At 65.7% G+C, this 23,741-nt stretch carries 20 protein-coding genes; 7 read left to right on the top strand and 13 right to left on the bottom strand.

Features of this window, described 5'->3' with window-relative positions:
* The first annotated feature begins 207 nt into the window (after nucleotides 1-207).
* The 3 genes from purF (at nucleotide 208) to NZK81_RS14060 (ending at nucleotide 2,819) form a co-directional block, all read left to right on the top strand.
* A complete protein-coding gene (purF, locus tag NZK81_RS14050) occupies nucleotides 208-1,656 on the top strand; it encodes an amidophosphoribosyltransferase (protein ID WP_260046771.1) in 1,449 nt (482 codons plus the stop codon).
* An 8-nt stretch (nucleotides 1,657-1,664) separates the two neighbouring features.
* Nucleotides 1,665-2,384, top strand: coding sequence for an SDR family NAD(P)-dependent oxidoreductase (locus NZK81_RS14055; protein ID WP_260046772.1), 720 nt, complete (start codon nucleotides 1,665-1,667; stop codon nucleotides 2,382-2,384).
* Between the two features lie 81 nt (nucleotides 2,385-2,465).
* A complete protein-coding gene (locus tag NZK81_RS14060) occupies nucleotides 2,466-2,819 on the top strand; it encodes a PilZ domain-containing protein (RefSeq protein WP_260046773.1) in 354 nt (117 codons plus the stop codon).
* A 3-nt stretch (nucleotides 2,820-2,822) separates the two neighbouring features.
* Here the strand turns inward: NZK81_RS14060 and NZK81_RS14065 are convergent, their stop codons facing one another.
* The 5 genes from NZK81_RS14065 to NZK81_RS14085 all read right to left on the bottom strand — a co-directional run bounded on the left by NZK81_RS14065 (nucleotide 2,823) and on the right by NZK81_RS14085 (nucleotide 9,584).
* A complete protein-coding gene (locus tag NZK81_RS14065; protein WP_260046774.1) occupies nucleotides 2,823-4,115 on the bottom strand; it encodes an SAM-dependent methyltransferase in 1,293 nt (430 codons plus the stop codon).
* A 118-nt stretch (nucleotides 4,116-4,233) separates the two neighbouring features.
* Nucleotides 4,234-5,607, bottom strand: coding sequence for a cryptochrome/photolyase family protein (locus tag NZK81_RS14070; RefSeq protein ID WP_260046775.1), 1,374 nt, complete (start codon nucleotides 5,605-5,607; stop codon nucleotides 4,234-4,236).
* 39 nt (nucleotides 5,608-5,646) lie between these two features.
* The gene (locus NZK81_RS14075) at nucleotides 5,647-6,621 is read right to left on the bottom strand and encodes a metal-dependent hydrolase (protein WP_260046776.1); all 975 of its coding nucleotides are present in this window, start codon (nucleotides 6,619-6,621) and stop codon (nucleotides 5,647-5,649) included.
* 22 nt (nucleotides 6,622-6,643) lie between these two features.
* Nucleotides 6,644-7,687: a 2-oxoacid:ferredoxin oxidoreductase subunit beta gene (locus NZK81_RS14080; protein WP_260046777.1), complete on the bottom strand. Its 1,044-nt coding sequence runs from the start codon at nucleotides 7,685-7,687 to the stop codon at nucleotides 6,644-6,646.
* A gap of 13 nt (nucleotides 7,688-7,700) precedes the next feature.
* Entirely contained in the window at nucleotides 7,701-9,584 is a 1,884-nt protein-coding gene (locus tag NZK81_RS14085) for a 2-oxoacid:acceptor oxidoreductase subunit alpha (RefSeq protein WP_260046778.1), read from the bottom strand.
* A 268-nt stretch (nucleotides 9,585-9,852) separates the two neighbouring features.
* Here NZK81_RS14085 and NZK81_RS14090 point away from each other — a divergent pair, with 268 nt between their 5' ends.
* On the top strand, nucleotides 9,853-10,335 hold the full coding sequence (locus NZK81_RS14090) for an RNA pyrophosphohydrolase (RefSeq protein ID WP_260046779.1): 483 nt from the start codon (nucleotides 9,853-9,855) through the stop codon (nucleotides 10,333-10,335).
* Nucleotides 10,336-10,588: 253 nt separating this feature from the next.
* Here the strand turns inward: NZK81_RS14090 and NZK81_RS14095 are convergent, their stop codons facing one another.
* The 4 genes from NZK81_RS14095 to NZK81_RS14110 form a co-directional block, all read right to left on the bottom strand.
* On the bottom strand, nucleotides 10,589-11,095 hold the full coding sequence (locus tag NZK81_RS14095) for a tetratricopeptide repeat protein (protein WP_260046780.1): 507 nt from the start codon (nucleotides 11,093-11,095) through the stop codon (nucleotides 10,589-10,591).
* Nucleotides 11,096-11,145: 50 nt separating this feature from the next.
* Nucleotides 11,146-12,318 carry an RsmB/NOP family class I SAM-dependent RNA methyltransferase gene (locus NZK81_RS14100; RefSeq protein WP_260046781.1) on the bottom strand — a complete coding sequence of 391 codons (1,173 nt, stop codon included), beginning with the start codon at nucleotides 12,316-12,318 and terminating at the stop codon, nucleotides 11,146-11,148.
* 150 nt (nucleotides 12,319-12,468) lie between these two features.
* Nucleotides 12,469-13,926 (bottom strand): IMP dehydrogenase, encoded by a 1,458-nt coding sequence (gene guaB, locus NZK81_RS14105; protein ID WP_260046782.1) that lies wholly within the window; start codon nucleotides 13,924-13,926, stop codon nucleotides 12,469-12,471.
* A gap of 131 nt (nucleotides 13,927-14,057) precedes the next feature.
* On the bottom strand, nucleotides 14,058-15,512 hold the full coding sequence (locus NZK81_RS14110; protein WP_419181687.1) for a M28 family peptidase: 1,455 nt from the start codon (nucleotides 15,510-15,512) through the stop codon (nucleotides 14,058-14,060).
* A 291-nt stretch (nucleotides 15,513-15,803) separates the two neighbouring features.
* Between NZK81_RS14110 and ypfJ the strand changes: the two genes are divergently transcribed.
* From ypfJ to NZK81_RS14125, 3 genes are read left to right on the top strand one after another with little or no spacing between them, the layout of a single operon-like run.
* On the top strand, nucleotides 15,804-16,673 hold the full coding sequence (gene ypfJ / locus NZK81_RS14115; RefSeq protein ID WP_260046784.1) for a KPN_02809 family neutral zinc metallopeptidase: 870 nt from the start codon (nucleotides 15,804-15,806) through the stop codon (nucleotides 16,671-16,673).
* A gap of 54 nt (nucleotides 16,674-16,727) precedes the next feature.
* Nucleotides 16,728-17,357 carry a hypothetical protein gene (locus tag NZK81_RS14120; protein ID WP_260046785.1) on the top strand — a complete coding sequence of 210 codons (630 nt, stop codon included), beginning with the start codon at nucleotides 16,728-16,730 and terminating at the stop codon, nucleotides 17,355-17,357.
* A 40-nt stretch (nucleotides 17,358-17,397) separates the two neighbouring features.
* A complete protein-coding gene (locus tag NZK81_RS14125) occupies nucleotides 17,398-18,546 on the top strand; it encodes an alpha-hydroxy acid oxidase (RefSeq protein WP_260046786.1) in 1,149 nt (382 codons plus the stop codon).
* A 167-nt stretch (nucleotides 18,547-18,713) separates the two neighbouring features.
* Here NZK81_RS14125 and NZK81_RS14130 read toward each other — a convergent pair whose 3' ends face one another.
* From NZK81_RS14130 to NZK81_RS14145, 4 genes are all read right to left on the bottom strand, one after another.
* Nucleotides 18,714-20,810, bottom strand: coding sequence for an oxidoreductase (locus tag NZK81_RS14130; protein ID WP_260046787.1), 2,097 nt, complete (start codon nucleotides 20,808-20,810; stop codon nucleotides 18,714-18,716).
* A gap of 125 nt (nucleotides 20,811-20,935) precedes the next feature.
* Nucleotides 20,936-22,606 carry a M56 family metallopeptidase gene (locus NZK81_RS14135; RefSeq protein ID WP_260046788.1) on the bottom strand — a complete coding sequence of 557 codons (1,671 nt, stop codon included), beginning with the start codon at nucleotides 22,604-22,606 and terminating at the stop codon, nucleotides 20,936-20,938.
* Entirely contained in the window at nucleotides 22,603-22,989 is a 387-nt protein-coding gene (locus NZK81_RS14140; RefSeq protein ID WP_260046789.1) for a BlaI/MecI/CopY family transcriptional regulator, read from the bottom strand. Before NZK81_RS14140 ends, NZK81_RS14135 begins: the two co-directional genes overlap by 4 nt.
* Before the next feature lie 71 nt (nucleotides 22,990-23,060).
* A complete protein-coding gene (locus tag NZK81_RS14145) occupies nucleotides 23,061-23,741 on the bottom strand; it encodes a hypothetical protein (RefSeq protein ID WP_260046790.1) in 681 nt (226 codons plus the stop codon).

The raw sequence follows: 23,741 nt of genomic DNA on the forward strand, positions 1-23,741 counted from the left end.
CGGCGAAGCCTCGCCGCAACCGGTCCACAAGGGCGTCTCCGCCCGCGTTACGATGCCAAACGCGGGACCGCGGCAAGCCTGTCACCGGAGAGTCACGAAACCGGGTCATGGACAAGCCCGGCGAAAACCGGTTCACCCCCCTTGCATTTGGAGGCAATCCCTTCCAAATGCGCGGGCGTTTTGACGCGCCAGCGGGCCGGACGATCCATGAACATTACTCACCCCTTTCGTGACGCCGACGGGGACAAACTGCGCGAAGAGTGCGGTATTTTCGGCGTGATCTGTGCCAAGGATGCGGCGAACATCGCCGCGGCCGGGCTTCATTCCCTCCAGCATCGCGGGCAGGAAGCGGTGGGCATCACCAGCTTTTCCGGCAGCGAGTTCCACTCGCACCGTGGCCTCGGCCATGTCGCGCAAGTGTTCCGCCACAAGGAGCTCGAGGCGCTGCCGGGCACGATGGCATCGGGCCACGTGCGCTACTCCACCACCGGCGGTTCGGGCCTGCGCAACGTGCAGCCGCTCTTCGCCGATCTGGTGACCGGCGGCTTCGCGATTGCCCACAACGGCAACATTTCCAATGCGATGACGCTCAAACGCGACCTCGTCGCCAAGGGCTCGATCTTCCAGTCGACATCGGACACCGAGGTGATCATCCACCTCGTCGCGACCAGCCGCTATCCCACCCTGCTAGACCGCTTCATCGATGCGCTGCGCATGGTGGAAGGTGCCTATTCGCTGATCTGCATGACGAATCAGGGCATGATCGCCTGCCGCGATCCGCTCGGCATCCGCCCGCTCGTCATGGGCCGGCTGGGCGATGCGATCGTCTTCGCTTCCGAAACCGTGGCGCTCGACGTGATCGGTGCCGAATTCACCCGCTCGATCGAGCCGGGCGAACTCGTGCAGGTCGACCACAAGGGCACGATTTCCAGCCACCGCCCCTTCGGCAACCCCGATCCGCGTCCCTGCATCTTCGAGCACGTCTATTTCAGCCGCCCCGACTCGGTGATGGACGGCCGCTCGGTCTATCAGGTGCGCAAGCAGATCGGCGTCGAGCTGGCCAAGGAAGCCCTTGCCGATGCCGACATCGTCATCCCGGTGCCCGACAGCGGCTTGCCCGCGGCGATCGGCTATGCGCAGGAATCGGGCATTCCCTTCGAACTGGGGATCATCCGTTCGCACTATGTGGGCCGCACCTTCATCCAGCCGGGTGACGCCGCGCGCAATGCCGACGTGAAGCGCAAGCACAACGCCAACCGCGCCCTCGTGGAAGGCAAGCGCATCGTCCTCATCGACGATTCGATCGTGCGCGGCACGACTTCGAAGAAGATCGTCGAAATGATGCGCGATGCCGGCGCCGCCGAAGTGCACATGCGTATCGCCAGCCCGCCGACCGAGCATTCCTGCTTCTACGGCGTCGACACGCCAGAGCGTTCCAAGCTGCTCGCCGCCCGTATGGATACCGAAGCCATGGCCGAGTTCATCCAGGCCGACAGCCTGGCCTTCGTCTCGATCGACGGGCTTTATCGCGCGGTGGGCGAGGAAAAGCGCAACAAGAAGTGCCCGCAGTTCTGCGACGCGTGCTTTTCGGGCGAATATCCGACCAAGCTGACCGACTTCTCCGAGCGCGCGCCCACGAAACTCAACGCGGCGTGAGCAGTGGCATGAGCGGGAAGATTTTCGAAGGACAGGTCGCGCTTGTCACCGGATCGAGCCGCGGCATCGGCGCGGCGACTGCCCTCGCCCTGGCAGCGGCAGGTGCCCATGTCGTGCTGACCGGACGCGATACCAAGGCGCTCGAAGCGGTCGAGGAAGCGATCTTCCAGGCCGGAGGCTCGGCCACGATCGCGCCGGTCGACCTCGTCGAGCCCGACGGTATCGCCCGCCTTGCAACGGCGGTGTCGCAGCGCTGGGGCAAGCTCGACATCCTCGTCATCAATGCCGCGATCCTGCCCGAACTGACCAGCGTCGCCGACATCGACCAGAAAGCCTTCAACAAGGCACTGACCACCAATGTCCTCGCCACGCAGGCGCTGATCGCCAATTTCGATCCGCTGCTGCGCAAGAGCGACAATGCCCGCGTCATCGGCATGACCTCGACCGTCGCCGCCAAGCCGCGCGCCTACTGGGGCGCCTATGCCGCGACCAAGGCCGCCTTCGAAGTGCTGCTCGACTGCTACGCGCAGGAAACCGCCAATATCTCGAAAGTGCGCGTCGCTATCGTCAACCCCGGCGCCACGCGCACCGCGATGCGCGCCCGCGCCTATCCGGGCGAGGCGCCCGAGTCGGTCAAGCCGCCGGAAGTCGTAGCGCAGCGGGTGGTCGAACTGCTTGGTGAACGGTTCTCTACGGGTTACCGCGAGACCGTTAACCAACCACGGTAAGGCCAGAGTAACCGCTGCCTGAGATCGTATGATTGCATCGGCCCAATTTTGGCGCCGTGGTTTGCTCGGGGTTCAGGTATTATGGTCCACCATACCCAGCAAGAGAAGTACGCGGCTGCGGCTCAGGAAGACCGTAGCGCGCCACGCGTAAAGATTTCGATACCGGCAGCGCTTCGCGCCTCGGGCGCGAAGAGGTTCCAGACGACGGTGCGCGACCTGTCGCTGTCGGGCTTTTCGGCCACGGCGGTAAGCCGTGTTCACCCGGGCACCTACTGCTGGCTGACCCTGCCGGGTATGGAGTCGCTTCCGGCCAAGGTGGTCTGGTGGGAAAACGGGCTTCTGGGCGGCGCTTTCGAAACACTGCTCAGTCCGATCATCCTCGAGAACATTCTCGCTCGCTGGACCGGCGACGGCTATCCCCAGCCGGGAGAATGAGCCTCAGGCGCCTTTCACAAGCGTGACTTGCGCCACGTCGATGCCACCGCCCAGGAATCCACCCTCGCAATACATCAGATAGAAGCGCCAGAGCCGGACGAACCGCTCGTCGAAGCCTTCGGGCAGCCTGCCTTCCTCCACCGCCAGATCGAAATTCCGGCGCCATTCGCGCAGGGTCCTTGCGTAGTCCTGCCCGAACCCATGGCGATCCTCCCAGCCAAGGCCGCGATCCTGCGCCAGCTGGCGGAACTCGCTTTCCTTGATCAGCATGCCGCCGGGGAAGATGAAGGTCTGGATGAAATCGGCGCTGCGCGCATAGCTTTCGAAGATCTCGTCGCGCATGGCAATGAACTGGATCGCGGCGCGCCCGCCGGGCTTGAGATTGCGAGCGACGCAATCGAGGAAGTCGGGCCAGAACTGCCGCCCGACCGCTTCCACCATCTCGACCGAGGCCACCGCGTCGTAGACGCCGGCAACGTCGCGGTAATCCTGCTTGCGAAAGTCGACGCTGCCCTGCGCGATGCCCCAGCGTGCGCGCGCGAAGGCAAGCTGCTCGTCCGAAAGACTGATCGCATCGACGTGGACCCGCGCGTGATCGGCCATGAACGCGGCGAGCGTGCCCCAGCCGCAGCCGATCTCAAGCACCGTGTTTCCGGGTTCGAGATCGAGCCGCTCGACGATCGCCCCGGCCTTGGCCGATTGGGCCGCATCCAGCTCGGTCACGAACTGGCTCAGCGCGTTCGGCCCCTCCTCCCCGCGGGAAAAGAGCGCGCTGGAATAGAGCATCGTCTCGCCCAGCCACTGCGCGTAGAAATCGTTGCCCAGATCGTAGTGCGCGTGGATGTTGCGCAGCGAACCCGAGCGGGTGTTGCGGTGCAGCCAGTGCAGGAAACGGGATGCCAGCCGCCACGGGCCATGGGCGCGTCCGACGTCGCCGAGCGCGGTCGCATTGTCCATGAACAGGGCGAAAAGCGGCACCGGATCGGGGCTGTCCCACTCTCCGGCCTCCCAGGCCTGATACCATCCGACCGAACCCGCCGTCGCCAGCCGCAGCAAGGCACGCCAGCTCCTGATCTCGACCACCGCACCGAAACCGGGCTCGCGCCCGCCCAGCACCCGCGTGGTCCCACCGGGCAATGTCGCCTGGATCGAACCGCTCACGAGACCGCGGTCTATTCTCTCGAGAATACGGTCGACGCCGCCCGCCCACAGGCGTGCGAGCCACTGCGGCCCCACGCCGATCGCGCGCCCGCCGGCGACAAGTTCCTCGCCCCTCCCTGGCACTTGCGCATTCATACGAGGGGATATGCCCCCGAATTGCAGCGCAAGCAATTGCCCCGTTGGATTACAGTTCAGAAATGCCGTGCTCACTCGCGCGCGAAATTGTGGGGAATGTCAGGTCCTTGGCGGCCTCTCAGGCTTTTGTCTTTTCCCAGGCGGCCAGGGCCCGCTCGCGCGCATCGCGGTGTTCGATCAGCCTGTCGGGATAGGATTCCGGGCGGCAAACCGGGGAAGGATCGTGGATTTCGCCATCGGGCAGGTCCGCCAGTTCAGGAACCCATTCGCGGATATAGACCGCAGCATCGAACTTTTCCGACTGCGAAAGCGGCGCCATGATCCGCACGAACATGTTGGAATCGACGCCCGATCCGGCCGTCCACTGCCAGTTCACCGCGTTCGAGGCATAGTCGGCATCGACCAGCGTATCCCAGAACCACTGCTCGCCCTCACGCCAGTCGATCAGCAGGTGCTTGATGAGGAAACTCGCCGCGATCATGCGCACGCGGTTGTGCATCCAGCCGGTGTGCCAGAGCTGGCGCATTCCGGCATCGACGATGGGATAGCCGGTGCGCCCCTGCTGCCAGGCGCGCAGGTCCGCGCGCGCCGCCTCTCCCGTGCGCCAGGGGAAGGCATCGAAGGTGTCGCGCGCCGGGACCGCGCCGTAGTCGGGAAACTGCACGATCACGTTCTGTGCACAGTCACGCCACCCGACTTCGCCGAGGAACGTGGCGACCGAACCGCCCGCCTTGCCGACCGCATGCCAGACCTGCGCGGGCGAGATTTCGCCGAAATGCAGATGCGGTGAAAGGAACGACGTTGCCTTTATCGACGGGAAGTCCCGTTCTTCCTTGTAGCGCGATGCCTTGTCGGCAAAATCGCGCAGACGCATCTGTGCGCCCTGCTCGCCGGGCTCCCAGAAATTGCGCATGCCGCCAGCCCAGTCCGGCGCGGTGGGCAACAGCTTCCAGTCCTGCAGATCGTCGGACGCGGGCCATGTCTGCGGCGCAGCGATGGTCTGCAGACAAGGCCGCGGTTCAGGCGGCGGCATCTGCTTCTCGAGAGCGCGCCAGAACGGCGTGTAAATCTTGTAAGGCGCGCCCGAACCCGTGCGCACCGACCCGGGCGGTGCCAGGTAATTGCCGTCATGCAGGCAAAGCCGGACCTTGCCGGCCACAGCCTTTTCGGCGTTGCGCCACCAGGGTTCGTAGTGGTGGAGGGCATGGACTTCGTCTGCCCCTACCTCCTCGGCCAGCGCCGCCAGCACATCCTCGCACCGCCCCTTGCGCAGCATGAGGCGCGAGCCTTTCTGCCGCAGGTCCGCATCGAGGCTGGCAAGGCTGTGATGCAGCCACCAGCGCGAGGCACCGCCCATGGCCCTGTGCTTCGCCGTCTCGTCGTCGAGCACATAGACGGGAATGACCGGTCCCTTGGCGGCCGCAGCAGCAATGGCGGCCTGATCGGACAGGCGCAGGTCGCGCCGCAGCCAGACGATGACGGGAGAGCTCATGGCCCTACAACGCCTGCAAGGGCGCAGCGTTCCGTGCCGTCACCCCGGACATCCCGCGACGTCCGACGGCATCTCCACCGTGCGCGTGAAACCCCGGCTCATGGCGGGGCCGCCGAAGCGGGCATCGCCGAAGGTGACCGTCACGCTGCAGCGGCCGCGCGCGATCCGAGCCAGCGGCATCTGCGACCATGCCAGGAACTTCTCGACATCCGCGTTCGCATGGGCCGCGCGGCGGACCAGCGGATCGGCCATGTTGTCCGGGACGGGAGGACCGAAGTCGACCAGTGCGGTCAGGCTGCGCAGTGGATCGTAGCGGCCGTGTACGATCCGCCCGTCCTGCCGCCAGACAATGTCGCGCCGCCAGAACCGCAAGGGCCCGGGCGCGGCGAACACACGATCAGGCTTGGCATAAGGCGCGCCCATGCGCGGCGCATTCCAGGCAAAGGCGGAAATGCCCACGTTGAGGGAAATGAACGCGACCACGCCGGCAAGAGCAGCCAATGCGGGCCATCCGGCATGCGCCATGCCCCTGTTCGCGCGCCTTCGGGAAAGCGGGATCCCCGCAGCCAGCATCGCCAGCAGCCACGGCGACACGATGAACAGGCCATCGGCGTGGAACCAGCGCTCGCTCATCGGCGACAGCAGCTGGATCGCGTAGACGTTCTGCAAGTCGAGCAGCGGATGGGTGAGCGCGCCGAGATAGCACAGCGCCAGCAACCAGCCGAAATGCATCGCCAGCCCCGACCTGAACTCGACGCCGCGCCGAACCTGCCAGCGGTCGAGCAGCCACAGCAGCCCCGCCAGCAGCGGCGGCATGACCAGCACGCCGCCGATCAGCCCGTGGGTAAAGCCCCGGTGCATCGCCAGCGGTGCCCATGGCGCCCAGCCGAAGAACACGTCGATGTCGGGCATGTTGGCCGCGAGCACGCAGGCGGCCAGCCCCTTGCGGGTGCGGCGCTTCAGGCCGGTTTCGGCCAGCGCCCAGCCCACAAGGCTGTGGGTGAGGTTATCCAAGGACGCGCCTCACCCTTGATTGTCAGTCCATCAGGCCGTGGGCCGCGTCTTTTTCCTCGACCGTCCAGGTCTGGCCCTTGGCCAGCAGCTTGCCGAGATCGGCGGTCTTGCCCTCGATCAGCTTGGCGCGTTCGGCCACGACTTCGCTTTCGAAAGTCGGGCGCGGATCATCGTAGATCACGCCGAGCGCCATCGGGAACGCACCGAAGGGCATTTCCACCAGCATGTGCGCAAGGCCACGGTTCTTGACGTTGTGAACCGCAACGCCTGCCGCTTCCCAGTCCCCGTCTACGACATCGACGACCTTGAGCGAAAGCGTATCGCAATCGAGCGCAAGGCCCTTGGTGCCCTTGGCGAAGAGCAGCGGCTCGCCGTCGCGGCACCAGACCTGCGTGTCGTCGGCGACCTTCTTCTGGGTGAAGTCGTCGAAGCGGTCCTTGTTGTAGACGATGCAGTTCTGGAAGATTTCCACGAAGGCCGCGCCCTTGTGCTCATAGGCGGCCTTGAGCACTTCGGGCAGGTCCTTCGAGATGTCGTAGCCACGCGCGACGAAACGCGCGCCCGAACCCAACGCGAAAGCACAGGGCAGCGCGGGGCGGTCGACCGAGCCGATCGGGCTCGTCGGCGAATTGGTGCCGGTGCGGCTGGTCGGCGAGTACTGCCCCTTGGTAAGGCCGTAGATCTCGTTGTTGAACAGCATGATCTGGCAGTTCAGGTTACGGCGCAGCACGTGCATCGTGTGGTTGCCGCCGATCGACATGCCGTCGCCGTCACCCGTCACCAGCCAGACGTCGAGGTCCGGATTGGCGAGCTTAATGCCGGTCGCAAACGCGGGCGCGCGGCCGTGGATCGTGTGAAAGCCGTAGCTTTCGACATAGTACGGGAAACGGCTGGAGCAGCCGATGCCCGAGACGAACACGGTGTTCTTGGGGTCCGCGTTCACCATCGGCAGCGTGCGCTGCACGGCCTTAAGGATCGCATAGTCACCGCAACCGGGGCACCAGCGGACTTCCTGATCCGATTCCCAGTCCTTCAGCGTGGTCTGGATGGGGGTCATGTCGTTCATCGTCTTCGTCCCCTCAGGCCAGCATGTCTTCGATCGCCGCTTCGATCTCGGCGATGGTGAAAGGCTGGCCGCTGGTCTTGGTAAGCGGCCGGGCATCGACCAAGTACTGGTCGCGCAGCACGGTCTTGAACTGGCCGGTGTTCATCTCGGGCACGAGCACCTTGTCGAAACCCTTGAGCAGATCGCCCAGATTCTCGGGCAGCGGCCAGACGTGGCGGACATGGATATGCGAAACGTCGAGGCCCTTCTTGCGGGCGCGGCGCACGGCCTGGTGGATCGGCCCGTAAGTCGAGCCCCAGCCGACCACCGCGAGCTTGCCGGAGGTTTCGCCCAAGCACACGTCCTGCGCCGGAATGGCCTTGGCCACGCCATCGACCTTGGCCTTGCGGGCATCGGTCTGGGCCTGGTGGACGGCGGGCGAATAGTCGATGTTGCCGGTGTCGATGCCCTTCTCGATGCCCCCGATCCGGTGCATCAGGCCTTCGGTGCCGGGCTTGATCCACGGGCGCACGCCGCGTTCGTCGCGCTTGAAGGGCAGCACGTGACCTTCGCCGTTGTTGTTCTCTTCAAGGAAGCTGACCGGGAACGGCGTGTAGCTTGCCGGATCGGGCACCTTCCACGGCTCGGAAGCATTGCCGATGTAACCATCGGTCAGCAGCATGACGGGAGTCATGAACTGCGTGGCGATGCGGCAGGCCTCGATCGCGCATTCGAAGGCGTCGGCCGGCGAGCAGGCGGCGATCACCGGCAGCGAGGCATCGCCGTTACGGCCATAGACCGCCTGATAGAGGTCCGACTGCTCGGTCTTGGTCGGCAGGCCGGTGGACGGACCACCGCGCTGCGAATTGACGATGACCAGCGGCAGCTCGGTCATCACCGCAAGGCCCATCGCCTCACCCTTGAGCGCAATGCCCGGGCCCGAGGACGAGGTGACGCCGAGCTGGCCGGCATAAGATGCACCGATCGCAGCGCAGATGGCAGCGATCTCGTCTTCCGCCTGGAAGGTGGTGACGCCGAATTCCTTCATCTTCACGAGGTTGTGAAGGATCGCCGAGGCCGGGGTGATCGGATAGCCGCCGAAGAACATCGGCAGGTTGGCAAGCTGCGCACCGGCAACAAGGCCGAGCGACACCGCTTCGGCGCCAGTGATGGTGCGGTAGAGACCGGCTTCCGAGGCCACCGGATCGACGTGCAGCTTGCGCAGCGGCCCGGCAATCTCGGCCGTCTCGCCATAGGCGTGTCCGGCATTGAGCGCGGCGATGTTGGCTTCGGCCAGCACCGGGTTCTTCTTGGCGAACTTGGCATTGAGCCAGTCGATCAGCGGCTGGCGATCACGGTCGAACATCCACAGCGCAAGGCCCAGGGTCCACATGTTCTTGCAGCGCAGCGCTTCCTTGTTGCCAAGGCCGAAGGGCTTCACGGCTTCCAGCGTCAGCGCCGAGATGTCGAAGGCCAGCACGTCCCACTTGGCAAGGCTGTCGTCCTCGAGCGGGTTGCTCTCGTACTTCGCCTTTTCCAGATTGCGCTTCGAGAACTCGCCGGTGTCGATGATGACGAGGCCGCCGGGCTTGAGCGCCGGGACATTGGTCTTGAGCGCGGCCGGGTTCATCGCGACCAGCACGTCGGGCGCATCGCCCGCGGTCGTGATCTCGCTCGAGCCGAAGTTGATCTGGAAGGCCGAAACGCCGAACAGCGTGCCTTGCGGCGCACGGATTTCCGCCGGAAAGTCGGGGAACGTCGCCAGGTCGTTGCCCGCCAGCGCGGTCGACAGGGTGAACTGTCCGCCGGTGAGCTGCATGCCGTCACCGGAGTCACCCGCAAATCGCACCACGACTGCTTCGGGTGCGGTATCCTGTACGGATGCCTCGGTTTCGTGCTCGGCTGTGATAGTCGCCATTGTAATCCTCTTCGGCCAAAATGCCGGAACCATTGTGCTGCCCCGGACCTGAGCGTGCGTGGCCCGCAAAGCAACTTAGAAAATCTCTCAGGGGAACAAACCTGACATTCCGCCTTGAGAACCTTAAAACAAGCTAGTCAAGAGCAGAGGCTTGGGTCATGCTCCGGTTCATGCACGAGGAAACGCGCATCGCAATGTCGAATTTGGATATACCATATCGAAATTCAACCTGCCCCCTTCCCGCAAATGTCAGGATTTCCCGCTAGAGATGAAAGACTTCTCGACTCTGCCGTATCGCCCCTGTGTGGGGGTCATGCTGGTCAACGCCGATGGCAAAGTGTTCGTCGGCAAGCGAATCGACACCCGCGAGGGCGACTGGTGGCAGATGCCGCAAGGCGGCGTCGACGAGGGCGAAGACCTCAAGGCGGCTGCCTATCGCGAACTGTGGGAGGAAACCGGCGTCACGCAGGAGCGCGTCACGTTCCTCTCGCAAACGCGCGAGGAACTGCTCTACGACCTGCCCGAAGAACTGCTCGGCAAGCTGTGGAAGGGCAAGTACCGCGGCCAGCGCCAGCACTGGTTTCTCGGTCGGTTCGAGGGCTCCGACACGGACATCGACCTCAATGCCCACCAGCCGCCGGAATTTCTCGACTGGAAATGGGTCGAGGCCGAATTGCTGCCCGACCTCATCATACCGTTCAAGAAGCGCGTCTATCGCTCTGTTCTGGAAGAGTTTCGTGCGCTGATCTGAGGGTTTCCCGCCATCGTTCCCCCAACCCCGCTCATCCTGGGCCTGTCGAAGGATGGATGCCTCGCGCCACGTCGCCGGGGCTTCGACAAGCTCAGCCTGAGCGGAGATCAGAGGCAAATAAGGCGCCATCCCAGCGCAGGCTGGGATGGCGGCGAGCCCGGCGCAACACCTGAGAGCGGCCCCAGCCTTCGCTGGGATGACGTCACCATTTCGTGTCTGCGTACCCTAACACGTGTCCCGGACGGGCGCGGGATCAGTTTTCCGAGACCACCGGCTTGGGCGTTACGGCCTCGGCGCTGACCATGTGGGTGGACGGACCCTTGGCGATGGCGGCGGCGAGCGTCTTCGTCTCGGCACATTCCATGCCGCACAGCGTGCGCAGCCGGGCAAGATTGCGGTTGGCCTTGGCCGTCGCGCCCTTTTCAGCCAACGCCATGCCTTCGCCGGAAAGTGCAGCAAGATTGCGGGGATCAGCGGTGAGCGCCACGCGGTAATAGTGCAGCGCCTTGCCCTGCAGACCTTCGCGGCGAGTGGCCTCGGCCAGCCCGAGCAGAACCGCAACGCTGCCCGGCTCCACCGCCAGCGCCGCCTCGTAGGCGTCGATGGCCGCATTGTAGTTGCCGCTGGCGACAGCCGCACGCCCCTCGCCAAGCAGCGTTTCCGCTCGGGGATCGAGGGTATCGGGAGCACGCGAATAGAGTACACTGGAAGAGACCGTAGCAAGCAGGGAGAGTGCTACGGCGACGGGCGTGTAACGCATCAGCAGATCCTTGACCGAGGGTTTCGTCCTCATCATGAGGCCGAACGCTATCACAGCGGAACGAAGCGTGCGACGAAAAACCCGTCCGTACCGTCATGAAACGGAGATAGCCTGAGCCCTGCCCCGCGCGGCGTGCCCGCCGCGAGCACCGGCTGATCAGCCTGCCAGCCAGCGTGGGTATCGAGAAAGCGACTAGCCTGCGAAGCCCCTTCCTCGTCGAGAAGCGAGCACGTGACGAAGACGAGCCTCCCGCCCGGCCGCACCAGCCGCGAGGCCACGTCGAGCAGCCGTTCCTGGATCCCGGCATAGCGTTCCAGTTGCCGCTCGGTAAGGCGCCAGCGCGCTTCGGGGTTGCGCCGCCAGGTGCCGGTGCCGGAACAGGGCGCATCGACCAGAACCGCGTCGGCCTTCCCTTCGAAGCGTCCAAGCGCCTGCAGCTCCCGGCCCGGATCGAGCAGCACGGTCTCGATCATCGTGGCCCCGGCCCGCTCGGCGCGCGGCGCGAGGCGCGAGAGGCGCGCGCGATCGGCATCGCAGGCCACGAGCGTGCCCCGGTTCTCCATGGCCGCAGCCAGCGCCAGCGTCTTGCCGCCGGCTCCCGCGCACAAGTCGATCACGGTCTCCCCGGGCCGCGCCGCCACGACTTCGCAAGTAAGCTGCGAACCGGTGTCCTGCACCTCGATGGCGCCCAAGCGATAGGCCTCGGCCTGCTCGATCCGCGTTTCAGGCGGATAGCGCCAGCCGTTTGCCGCTACCGAACGCTCGCCACCCTCGGGCAGGGAAACGCGTCCGGCCTTGAGCGTGTTGATGCGGATATCGAGCGGCGCGCGTTCGAGCAGCGCGGTCGCCTCTTCCTCCCCGACACCGCTGGCCGCCAGCTTTTCGACCAGCCATGCCGGCGCGACGCCGCCTGCGGCCACGGCCTCGCCGGCAACGATCGGCGCGGGCGCATGGCGCGAGCCATCGAACAGGGCGGCAACCTGCGCATCCTCTTCGGCGACCCGCAGCATGGCCGCACGCCCATTTTCAGGCACTTCGCCGCAAGCCCGGATCGCACGGTAGGCAAGTTCGCGCACCGCGCGCCGGTCTCCGCTACCGGCGAAACGGCGCGGGCGGAACCAGTCCGCGATCAGCCGATCGGCCGGCGCACCGTTCGCGCGCGCGGCTTCGATCACGAGGTCGAGAATCTCGATGGCGGCCTGGACCCGGGCTGCGGGTGTCATGACACCTGTCCTCCCCGGCACGGGGAGGGGGACCGCCACAGGCGGTGGAGGGGATTCTCACCCCAACATCGCGCCAGACCGAGGCTCCCCTCCACCATGCTGCGCATGGTCCCCCTCCCCGTTCCGGGGAGGACAGGTCGCATCCTGGACTTAGCGCGAGGGATAGTTCGGCGCCTCGCGGGTGATCGCCACATCGTGGACGTGGCTCTCGTTCAGGCCCGCATTGGTGATGCGGATGAACTTCGAATTGGTGCGCAAATCGTCGATCGTCTGCGAGCCGGTGTAGCCCATGGCCGCCTTGATGCCGCCGACAAGCTGGTGGATCACGTCCTTGGCCGGTCCCTTGAAGGCCACCTGCCCCTCGATCCCCTCGGGCACCAGCTTCATCTGGTCCTTGATGTCGCCCTGGAAATAGCGGTCCGCCGAGCCCCGGCCCATCGCGCCGACCGAGCCCATGCCGCGGTACGACTTGTAGGCGCGGCCCTGATAGAGGAACGTCTCGCCCGGCGCTTCCTCGGTACCGGCCAGCATCGAGCCGACCATGATCGTCGAGGCGCCGGCGGCAAGCGCCTTGGCAGCATCGCCCGAAGTGCGCAGACCGCCGTCGGCGATCACCGGAACGCCCGACTTGTCGGCTTCCTCGGCCGCTTCCATGATCGCGGTGAGCTGCGGCACGCCGACGCCGGCGACAACGCGCGTGGTGCAGATCGAGCCCGGCCCGATGCCCACCTTCACGCAGTCCGCACCGGCATCGATCAGCGCGCGCGCCGCTTCGGCGGTGGCGATGTTGCCGGCAATGACCTGCGCCGAATTGGAAAGCTTCTTCACCCGCTCGACAGCCAGCGCGACGTCCTTGTTGTGACCGTGCGCGGTGTCGATCACCACCACGTCGCATTCGGCGTCAAGCAGCGCCTCGGTGCGCTCGAAACCCTTGTCGCCCACCGTGGTCGCGGCAGCGACACGCAGGCGGCCGGCGGCATCCTTGGTGGCATCGGGATAGGTAACCGCCTTCTCGATGTCCTTCACGGTGATGAGGCCCACGCAATGGAAGGCATCGTCCACCACCAGCAGCTTTTCGATGCGACGCTGGTGCAGCAGGCGGCGCGCTTCCTCCTGCGTCACGCCGAGGCCGACGGTCGCAAGGTTCTCGTGCGTCATCAGCTCGCGCACGGGCTGCGCCAGATTGTCGGCAAAGCGCACGTCGCGGTTGGTGAGGATGCCCACCAGCTTGCCCGAGCGCTCGACCACGGGAATGCCGCTGATCCTGTTCACCGTCATCAGCGTCTGGGCATCGCCCAACGTAGCATCGGGCGCGATGGTAATCGGATTGACCACCATGCCGCTTTCATAGCGCTTGACCGCGCGCACCGCCGCGCACTGTTCGGCGACGGTGAGATTGCGGTGCAGCACGCCGATCCCGCCCATCTGCGCCATGACGATCGCCATGTCGGCTTCGGTCACGGTGTCCATGGCCGAGGAGATGACGGGGATATTGAGCCCGATCGTGCTGGTCAGACGGGTGCGGGTATCGGCCTGCGTGGGGACGATGTCGGACTTCGCCGGACGCAGAAGAACGTCGTCGAAAGTAAGTCCGAGCTGGATTTCCATGAGTGCCACCAATGCCTTTACCGGGAGAGTCGTGGCGGCCCATGTAACCAAGCGGAGGGGATTGGGCTAGGGGGTGTTTGCCGAAAGCGCGCGCGGCGCGAAAAGCCCCCGCCCGGCCTTGCCGAAGCAGCTTACTGCGCGATCCTCAGCGGTACCTTGCGCGGATCGGCGAACCACCGCCCGAGCGCGGTCAGCACTTTCACGTCTTCCACCTCCCCGCCAAGCTCCAGCGAATGCGCAAGATGCGCCAGATCGTCACTGGGGCGGTGATAGTCGGTATCGAAGAAAGTGCGCATGCGGTCCATGTCGCCGTAGGCGGTCGTGACCATCACGGTGGGTATGTCGTGCTGCAACAGGGCCCACCCGTCCTGCCGGCGCACGTATTCGTTGGCGTCATCGTTGTCGCGCAGCTTGAAACCCTCTGCCTTGACCACCTTCCCGATGTCGGCATCGAGCCCGGTCATGCCCCGCCCGACGATGGCGAAATGGGTCCCCCTGGGCGCGATTGCGTCGGAATCGATGTTGAAGGCGGCAACGATACGGTCGAGCGGCAACGGCGGGTTCTCAGCAAAGGCATGCGCGCCGAGCAGCCCCAGTTCCTCGGCGGTGGTGGCGAGGAAATAGATGTCGCGGTCCATCTGCGGCCCCCGCACGAGGCGCCGCGCCACTTCGGTCAGCGCAGCAACCCCGCTGGCATTGTCGATCGCACCGTTGCAGATCCGATCCTCGGCCGTCGACTCGCCGCATTCCCCGAAATGGTCCCAGTGCGCCACGAACAGCACCGCTCCCGCCTCTGGGTGCCTGCCCGGCAACTTGCCGATCAGGTTGTGCGTGTGGATCGTCGTCTCGCGCGTGGTCGCTTCCAGCGAGGCCGTCACGTCGAGCGTGATCGGCGCGAAATCCGGCTTTGCCGCCGCGGCTTCCAGCGCATCGAGCGAATGGGCCGTACCCTTCAGCAGCGATTCCATCGAATTGCGGCTGATGAAGGCTTCCAGATCGCCGCCGAGCGCATCGTTGGCCAATGCGTAGCCCGAACGCTGGCGCCGCGCGGCGACTTCCGCGATGTTGCGCTCTCCGTCGAGCACCGTCAGCACTGCCGAGGCCCCGTGCGCCAGGAGCTCGTTCTGCCGCTTGCTATCGCTCGCATCGCCGTCGAGCACGACCGCGATACGCCCCGCTAGCTCGTTGCGGGTGAATTCCAGGCCGCTCGCACGGCCCACGAACAGCAGCGGCGCATTGCGCACGAGGCTGCGCTTGCCGGACGTGAGCACGATCATGTCGGCCGGCGCGATCGGAGTCCGAAAGCCCTTGCGCAGGAACTGGGCGCTTTCCGCCGCGGGCTCCCGCGCGACCAGCGTAACCGGCGCGAACCATTCGTTACCCGGATCATTGGTGCCGGAAACGAGCCCGATGTCGTACCACTGGCGCCCGAGATAGCGCAGCGTCCTGGCCTCGCCCTCGGTTCCCGGTTCGCGACCGTCAAAATCGTCGCTCGCGAGAATCTCGATGTGCGCGCGCAGCCGGGCTTCGAGTTCGCGGTCGGCGCGGCTGGTCCTGGCGGGAGACGGCGCCGGGACGGCCAGCATCAGCACGCCAAGCGACGCCAGCCCTGCCTTCCATCCCAGACGTGCCCACAGACCCGAATTCATCGCGGATAGCCTATACGACGAATCCTCGCCGCGGGTGAGAAAAGTGCAAGCCAGACCGGCCCTGACCGTCGTTTTTGCAAAAATGTCACCCAAGCATGGCAGCCGGGCAACACACGGGCGACACAGGCACGCGTGCGAAGCGCGATATCGATTGATCCCCCATCGACCTCGCGGCTAGGCAATCGGGACGGCGCATGTCCGGCGCCGGCGAGCAAAAGGGACCCTCAGATGCGATTGAAACGGTTCAACCCAGACAATATCCGCGTCAGCCGGGGCGGCCGTGGCAGCTTTCCCGGAGGCGGCGGCGGCAAGCTGGGGCTCGGCACTCTGTTGATCGTGCTGATCGGCGCTCTGGTCTTCGGCGTCGATCCGGGCCAGATGCTCGGCACGATCGAGAACGTGCAGCAGCCGGGCTCGGCCCCCGCCGCACAACAGGCGAGTTCGACCGATGCTACCGAGATCTGCACCGAGAACGCCTATTCGCTGGAAGCCTGCAATGCGCTGGATTCGCTCAACAGCACCTGGCAGCCGCTGTTCGCGCAGGCCGGCATCGCCTTCGAGCAGCCGATGCTGCGTTTCTACAACGGCACGGACCGCTCAGGGTGCGGTGCCGCGCAAAGCGCCATGGGGCCGTTCTACTGCCCGGCGGACCAGGGCATCTACATCGACACCAGCTTCTACGACCAGCTCGACAAGCAACTCGGCGCCAAGGGAGACTTCGCGCGCTATTACGTGATCGCCCATGAATACGGCCATCATGTCCAGCACCTGCTCGGGCTCGACAGCAAGGTGCGCCGGGCCCAGCAGCAGAACCCCGGCCAGTCCAATGCCCTGCAGGTGCGCATGGAACTGCAGGCGGACTGCTACGCGGGCGTCTGGGCGGGCAGGCACAAGGACTTGATCGAGCCCGGCGACATGGAGGAAGGCCTCACCGCCGCGAGCGCGATCGGCGACGACACGCTGATGCGGGGAGCCGGCCAACGGGTGAACCCGGAAAGCTTCACCCACGGCTCGAGCGAGCAACGCATGAAGTGGCTCAAGCGCGGAATAGACACAGGGAACGAGGACGCCTGTGATACGTTTGCGACCATGAGCTGATCTCGAACCGGGCATTGCCCGACAAGGCATGGCCCAACCAACAGGAACAGTCCCATGCGCCGCATGCTGTTGACCGCCACCGTCACCGCCTCTCTTCTTGCCGGGCCCGTCATGGCCAGGCAGCAGGACAAGCCGGTCACCAATCGCAATCCGGATGCGATGGATGTGGCCAAGACGCCGGTCACCGATCTCAACGTCGGGCGCGATGGCGAAATTCCGCCAGTGCTGACCGCCGCCGTGGCCGATCCCTATACGCTGACGGGCCTGCGCAAGTGCAGCCAGCTCGCCTCGGCGATCGGCGGCCTCGACGAAGTATTGGGTCCCGACATCGACCTGCCGCAGGAAGAGCGCGACCGCATCAGCAGCGGCCGCGTGGCCAAGTGGGTGGTCTCCTCGTTCATTCCCTTCCGCGGCCTGATCCGCGAAGTCTCCGGCGCCAATGCCCAGGACAAGAAGGTCAATGCGGCAATCCAGGCCGGCGTGGCGCGGCGCGGTTTCCTCAAGGGCGTGGGCGCGGCGCGGGGCTGCAAGTACCCGGCTTCCCCGGCGCCTCCCGCCGTCGTCCAGGCCCATCTGGAAAGGCTCAGGGCCGAAGACGGCAAGGACAAGAAGAACGATAAAGGCGACAAGAACGACAAGGGCGTCTCGTACACCGCGGAGCCAGTCGTCCAACCTATCCCCTAGGCGCGATTGCAGAGCGCAGGCAGCATGCTAGACCCTGTGCATGCGCCTTTCCGATTGCCATAACATCGGCGATTTTCGCCGCCTTGCAAAACAGCGCCTGCCATGGCCCGTCTTCGACTACATAGACGGAGCCGCCGACGACGAGCTGACCAAGGCGCGCAACACCGCCGCATTCAACGATGTCGATCTGGTGCCTGACGTTCTGGCAGGCGTAGAGACCATCGACACCTCGATCACGGTGATGGGCCGCAAGAGCGCCCTGCCCCTGATCCTCTCGCCCACTGCGTTGCAGCGCGTGTTCCACTGGCAGGGCGAACGCGCCGTCGCGCGCGCGGCGCAGAAGTTCGGGCTGTGGTTCGGCATTTCCAGCCTCGCCACCGTCTCGATCGAGGAAATCGGCGCGCTGGGCGACAACCCCAAGATGTTCCAGCTCTATGTCCACAAGGACAAGGGGCTCAACCGCTCGATGATCGAGCGCTGCCAGGCGGCGAAGTTCGATGCCATCGCGCTGACGGTCGACACCATCGTCGGCGGCAAGCGCGAGCGGTGCCTGCGCTCGGGCTTTTCCTCGCCGCCGCGCTTCACGCCCTCCTCGCTGCTGTCCTACGCGCTCAAGCCGCGCTGGGCGCTGGACTACGTCTTCCGCGAGAAGTTCGCGCTGCCCAACCTCGACACCCACGTCAGCGCCGGCACCGGCGAGGCGATGAGCATCCAGCGCTATTTCTCCGAGATGCTCGACCAGTCGATGGACTGGAAGATGGCAGCTTCGATCCGCGAGCAATGGGGCGGCACCTTCTGCCTCAAGGGCGTGATGAGCGTGGCCGACGCGCGCCGCGCAGTGGAAATCGGCGCGGATGCGATCATGATTTCCAACCACGGCGGCCGCCAGCTCGACGGCAGCCGCGCGCCCTTCGACCAGGTCCGCGAGATCGTCGATGCCGTGGGCGGCGAGATCGAGGTGATCTGCGACGGCGGCGTGCGGCGCGGCACGCACGTGCTCAAGGCGCTGGCGGCGGGCGCCACCTGTGCCTCGGGCGGGCGGCTCTACCTCTACGCCCTCGCCGCTGCCGGACAGCCCGGCGTCGAACGCGCAATCACCATCCTCAAGGAAGAGATCGAGCGCGATATGAAGCTGATGGGCGTGACCCGCGTCGATCAACTCAACCGCGAAAGCCTGCGCTGGCGTTAGGATGGAAAACACGAAAGCGTAAACAGAAACCGCTCACCCTGAGCTTGTCGAAGGGTGTTTGGTCCTGACCCCGTGCCAACGTCCTTCGACAGGCTCAGGACGAGCGGGGCCAGTGCGAATTTTCGATGTGATGCCGTGAATCCCATCACTCGCCCGGCTGAACGCGGTCAACCCGCCGGAGCGGGTCTGGGCACATCCGCCGGGAACGGCATGACCGCCAGCGGATCGGGCGAGAACCATGCATCGGCAAAGGACGCAGGCGCATCCGGCTCGCCGATAGCGCGCGCGAACTTCTGCCCCTCGAAGGTCGCAGCCGCCAGCATGCGCGCGGCCAGTGCGTCGCCCACGGTGAAAAGCTGCGCCACCTTGCCTTCGAGCGCGCGGGCAAGGGCATCCTGCGGCACCCGCCCGGTGGCGAGGACGACGGCGTCGGCAGGCTCGACGCGCGCCTCGCCCGTGTGGACATCGCGCAGCATGACTGTGTCCGGCCCGATCTCGCGCAGCCATGTCGTGGGCACGAGTTCCACCCCGGCGCGCTTCATGCGCCCGACGATGTAGTACTCCTCCCAATTGTCGGTGTTGCGGGCGGAGACCGGCGAATAGCCCGCTGTGACAAAGCGCACCCCTGCCCCGCCTTCGGCGAGCATTTCGGCAATGCCGGTCCCGGTGTGATAGCCCTCGGCATCGAAGATCCAGACATTGCCGCTGGGCCGCACCCCGCCGAGCAGCACCTCTTCGGGCGTCAGCACGTGGGGCTGGTCCGATCCGGGAATGTCGCCGTCATGCGTAATCGAGCGTCCGCCGGGGCTATAGGTGGCCCCGGTAGCGACGATCACCGCATCGGGCACCTCGGCCAGAACCACAGCCTCGTCCGCTGCGCTGGAGAGCCGCACGTCCACGCCGAGCCGGTCGAGTTCAGCCGCCCACCAGTCGATCGCGGCCCGGTAATGCCCGCGCCCGGGCAGTCCGGCCCAGAGCGACAGCGCCCCGCCCAGAGCCTCGCGCGCCTCGAACAGCGTTACCTTGTGGCCCTTGGCAGCGGCGACGCGCGCCGCCTCCATGCCGCCCGGCCCGCCGCCGATGACGACCACGCGCCTGCTCTCGCGCGCCGATTCATAGCTGTGCCGGCCCCAGAGGCGGTCGCGGTAGGAAGCGGGGTTGATCGCGCACCCCTGCGCGCCCTCGCCGCCCGCCGCTGTGCACCAGTTGCAGGCGATGCAGGTGCGGCCGCGTTCTTCACGCCCTTCGCGCGCGTTCTGCACGAAATCGGGCTCGGCAATGAGCTGGCGTGCGGCCCCGATCACGTCGCACACACCCGCCTGCAGCGCCGCCTCCGCATCTGCCATGCTGGTCAGGTTGCCCAGCACCGAGAAGACCGGAACACCGCCCGCCGCGCTACGCACGACCTCCACCCAGGGGCGGTAGTACTGCGCCTTCTCGAAGCCGGTCGGCATGCCGTGGCGAAACTGCTGCGGCTCCAGACCGACATCGAGATCGATATAGTCAATCAGCCCTTGATCAACGAGCCGAGTCACGACTTCGCGCGCCGTTTCGGGGCCATAGCCGCCGTCCAGTTGCTCATCGCAATTGAGCCTGAGACCCACCGCGAAATTGTCTCCGCCACCCTGACGCGCGGCCTGCAGGCTTTCGACAAGGAAGCGCATGCGGTTTTCCAGCGAACCGCCGTACTCATCGGTCCGCTCGTTGAACCAGGGCGAGAGGAACTGCTGGATCAGGGCGGCATGGCTGACGTGGAGCATGATCCCGTCGAAGCCCGCCTCGGCCATGTTCGCGGCGGTCTCGCGAGTCGCCTCGATCATCCGCGCGATCTCGTCACGGCTCATCGCGCGGGTCGAATGGGCGCGGCCACCGTGGCCGAACTGGCGCACCGAAGGGGCAAGAGCTGGTGCCGGCGGACTCAGCGGCTGCCAGAACCCAGCGCCGATCCAGTGATAGAAAGGCTCGCCGAAGATCTTGCCCCCGGCCTCGTGGATGGCATCGGTCAGGACGCGGAAGGCCGGGATGTTCACGGCCTCGTGCGGGACAGGCTGCCGAGTCCGCCCGCGCTCGTGCATGGCAAGCGCCACGATGACGAGGCCGCAGCCCCCGCCCTTCACCCGTTCCGCGCTATAGGCGACCAGATCGTCCGCCGGCTTGGTCCCCGCCGAAAGCGCGCTGCCGTGCGGTGCGAAGAAGAACCGGTTGGGCAGTTCGACCGGGCCAAGCCGAATCGGAGAGAATACCCCGGGGTATTTTGCATGCATGGCCACATCCTTCCCGTTTTTCCGGAACGATATGGCGCCTGAAAATACCGTGCAACTGCGAAAAAACAAAAACACCGGGGCGTTGAAACGCACCCGGTGCTAAATTTTATTTCAGGCAGTGCCGATCAGTTGCCGTTATGCATTTCCCTGTGCGCATCGGCGATTTCCCCGTCGAGGTCGGCAAGGATTTCCGCACGTACATCGGTCTTGAGATTGTGATCCGAAGCGATCGCCTCGCGCGCCGATGTGAGCGCCTTGATCGTCGCCGTCATCGCGACTCTGGGCGTGCCGGTACAAATGACCGTGGCAACCCTCGACGTGTTCTGCCCGGCGCGGGCCGTGCTGTGGGCGCTGTCGGCGGGGCACTCCGAGTCGAGGATCATTTCCTGCGTAACCTCGCGCTTGCCGGCCTTGTTCATCCTGACAATGCGGATGATCTTGCGCTTGCCATCGGAGGTGACGGTTTCCTCGACCTTCGGTGCACGGGCCATGGCCTCGGCCGCCATGCGCTCGGCCTCCGCCGCTCGACGCTCGGCTTCGGCGGCCTGGCTGCGCGCCCGGGCAGCAGCGCGCTCGGCCCTGGCCTCGATCTCGGCGTGGCGCGCTTCCTGCCTGGCGATCCACTCCCGGTCTTCCGGCGCCGGAGGAACCGGTGGCACCGGGGGAGCCGGCTCGGCAGGCTCTGCTTCGGACCAGCGCGGGGGCAGCGGAGCCTGAGGCGCCATGGGGGCCTCGGGAGGCTGCGGCACATCGACAGAGGGCACCGCTGGCACGGCCGGAACCTCGGGTACTTCGGGCACGCCGCTTGCCTCGGGGCCTTCGGATACTTCGTTCGCCGCATAGCTGACCGTGGCGGTCACCGGCACGGACACGACGGCAATGGCGAAGAGCCCGCGCCCCAGCACGCGCCGCGCCGGGCTCACATCCCCGCAGGCGAGCGCCTTCAGGCGGTGGATGATCGGCTTGTCACCCGTCAGCGGCCCGGCCATCGGCGCTGCCAGCGCAAGCCGGGTTCCAGCCGCATAGGAGGCGATCAGCTGTCCATAGCGCGCGCGGACCTCGCGATCGCGTCCGGCCATGACACGGGCATCGCAAGCCGCTTCCTGGTCCCCGCGCAGCGCGCGCCAGGCCGCCCATGCCAAGGGATTGAACCAGTGCAGCGCAAACAGCGGCTGCATGGCGATGATGGCGAGAAGGTCATTGCCGCCATGGTGTTCGAGTTCATGGGCAATCGCGAAGTCGGAGTTTTCCGAATCCGTGTTCGCAAGGAAACCCATGGGCAGCGCCACGACCTTGTCGAACACCCCGAATGCCAGCGGCGCCACGGCAGCCGGGCTCTCGACGATGCGCACGCCCTGCGCGCTGGCAACCTGCCGCGCTTCGGCCAGCAGTTCACGCCGCATGGTGAAGTAGTTCCAGGTCCGCCAGGCCAGAAAGGCCACCGCGCCGCACAGCCAGATCGTCAGCAACAGCCCGGCCCACGGGATCTGAGCAAGCAGACCGGGTTCTGCGGCAGCAAGAGGCGCCACGGGCGCGCTCGCGGCTGCGGCGAGGTCTGTCGCCATCGGCTCCACCGTGGTGGCACCCGCCATGATCGGTTTGATCGAGACTTTCGGCAGCGGTGCCAGATCGCGCGGCAGCGCCAGCGGCGGCAGCACCAGACGCAGCATCGGAAGAGCCCAGAGCGCATAGGCCGCGCCAGGTCCGAACCAGCGCCCCACGGGCCGGCGGACGAGCAGGACCAGCGCCATCAGCGCGCCGGTCATCACGAGCGTATCGGTGAGCCATTCGATCACGACTTGAGCTCCTTCAACAGGGCCTCGATCTCGGCGATGTCATTTTCGGTCAAGGCATCCGACTGGGCCAGATGCGCAAAGAGCGGCGCCGCGCGCCCGCCGAACAGGCGGTCGACCAGGCGGCGGCTTTCGGTTCCGACGTATTCGGCGCGGGCGATTTTAGGCGAATAGAGGAAGCGCTTGCCGTCGGGCTCGGTCGCGACGGCCTGCTTGGTCACGAGGCGCGAGAGCAGTGTCTTGACCGTATTGAGGCTCCAGCCCCTCGGACCGCAGACTTCCTCGCACACTTCCTGCGCGGTCAGCGGAGAGCGCTGCCACAGCGCCTCCATCACAGCCTGTTCGGCCTCGGAAATTCGTTCCGGCTGATCGGGCTTTGCCGCCACTCATCCCTCCATCGTTTACACACGTAATCGACTACGAATGTAAACATGAACCGTGGATGAATAGCCTCCGTTCAATCTTCCACTTTGCGGAACATCACGTCACGTCCGTAGCGCTGGAAAACGTAGGCTCCATCACGCAGCGGCAGGACGGCGTGATCGAAGATCTTGAAGCCCAAGGCATTGGGTACAAACGCGAAACTCAGGCGTTTTCCCCGCGCGTTGTCGACGAGCACAGGCTCCCCCTGCACTTCGAATATCGGCAGCCCCAGCCTGATCGAAACCTTGCCGCCCCCCTTCTCCAGCGGGACAATCAGCCCGTCATCGCTGAAATCCGAAGTGAAGGACCTTCCGTCCGCCAGAGTGACCACAGCGCGGAACAGGGATAGGGGAAGCCCCTTCGGAACCTCCAAATCAACAGCCAGCGCGCCCTTCGGCCCGCCTGCCGCAGCCTTTTCGCCGAGAAAATCGAAGCGGGGCGCGTCCACCGGATCGCTGGTCAGGACAATGGCGCTGCCGGTGCTCGTCCATGTCCCCTGCGAATATTCATCGACCGCGCCGTAGCTCAAGGCGTAGCGATAGCGTCCGTCCTCGCCCAGTTCGAGATGCACGGCCATTTCCATCTGGGTGCCGTTATATTGTCCGGCAATCGCGGCGGTCTCGGGCCCGGCCATGACAGTGCCCGGCAGGAGAACGCCGCATACAAGAAGGGCGGCAATCCCGAACTTCCGGATCGCCGCCCTCTTTGTCATCAT

This window comes from Novosphingobium mangrovisedimenti (assembly GCF_025153475.1).
Classification (GTDB): domain Bacteria; phylum Pseudomonadota; class Alphaproteobacteria; order Sphingomonadales; family Sphingomonadaceae; genus Novosphingobium; species Novosphingobium mangrovi_A.

Coding starts and splice junctions, on each gene's coding strand:
- NZK81_RS14145 (WP_260046790.1), bottom strand. CDS start 23,741: ATGATGACAAAGAGGGCGGCGATCCGGAAGTTCGGGATTGCCGCCCTT.
- NZK81_RS14065 (WP_260046774.1), bottom strand. CDS start 4,115: ATGAATGCGCAAGTGCCAGGGAGGGGCGAGGAACTTGTCGCCGGCGGG.
- NZK81_RS14100 (WP_260046781.1), bottom strand. CDS start 12,318: ATGACACCCGCAGCCCGGGTCCAGGCCGCCATCGAGATTCTCGACCTC.
- NZK81_RS14095 (WP_260046780.1), bottom strand. CDS start 11,095: ATGCGTTACACGCCCGTCGCCGTAGCACTCTCCCTGCTTGCTACGGTC.
- NZK81_RS14125 (WP_260046786.1), top strand. CDS start 17,398: ATGCGCCTTTCCGATTGCCATAACATCGGCGATTTTCGCCGCCTTGCA.
- purF (WP_260046771.1), top strand. CDS start 208: ATGAACATTACTCACCCCTTTCGTGACGCCGACGGGGACAAACTGCGC.
- NZK81_RS14130 (WP_260046787.1), bottom strand. CDS start 20,810: ATGCATGCAAAATACCCCGGGGTATTCTCTCCGATTCGGCTTGGCCCG.
- NZK81_RS14120 (WP_260046785.1), top strand. CDS start 16,728: ATGCGCCGCATGCTGTTGACCGCCACCGTCACCGCCTCTCTTCTTGCC.
- ypfJ (WP_260046784.1), top strand. CDS start 15,804: ATGCGATTGAAACGGTTCAACCCAGACAATATCCGCGTCAGCCGGGGC.
- NZK81_RS14055 (WP_260046772.1), top strand. CDS start 1,665: ATGAGCGGGAAGATTTTCGAAGGACAGGTCGCGCTTGTCACCGGATCG.
- NZK81_RS14080 (WP_260046777.1), bottom strand. CDS start 7,687: ATGAACGACATGACCCCCATCCAGACCACGCTGAAGGACTGGGAATCG.
- NZK81_RS14085 (WP_260046778.1), bottom strand. CDS start 9,584: ATGGCGACTATCACAGCCGAGCACGAAACCGAGGCATCCGTACAGGAT.
- NZK81_RS14090 (WP_260046779.1), top strand. CDS start 9,853: ATGAAAGACTTCTCGACTCTGCCGTATCGCCCCTGTGTGGGGGTCATG.
- NZK81_RS14110 (WP_419181687.1), bottom strand. CDS start 15,512: ATGCTGGCCGTCCCGGCGCCGTCTCCCGCCAGGACCAGCCGCGCCGAC.
- NZK81_RS14070 (WP_260046775.1), bottom strand. CDS start 5,607: ATGAGCTCTCCCGTCATCGTCTGGCTGCGGCGCGACCTGCGCCTGTCC.
- guaB (WP_260046782.1), bottom strand. CDS start 13,926: ATGGAAATCCAGCTCGGACTTACTTTCGACGACGTTCTTCTGCGTCCG.
- NZK81_RS14060 (WP_260046773.1), top strand. CDS start 2,466: ATGGTCCACCATACCCAGCAAGAGAAGTACGCGGCTGCGGCTCAGGAA.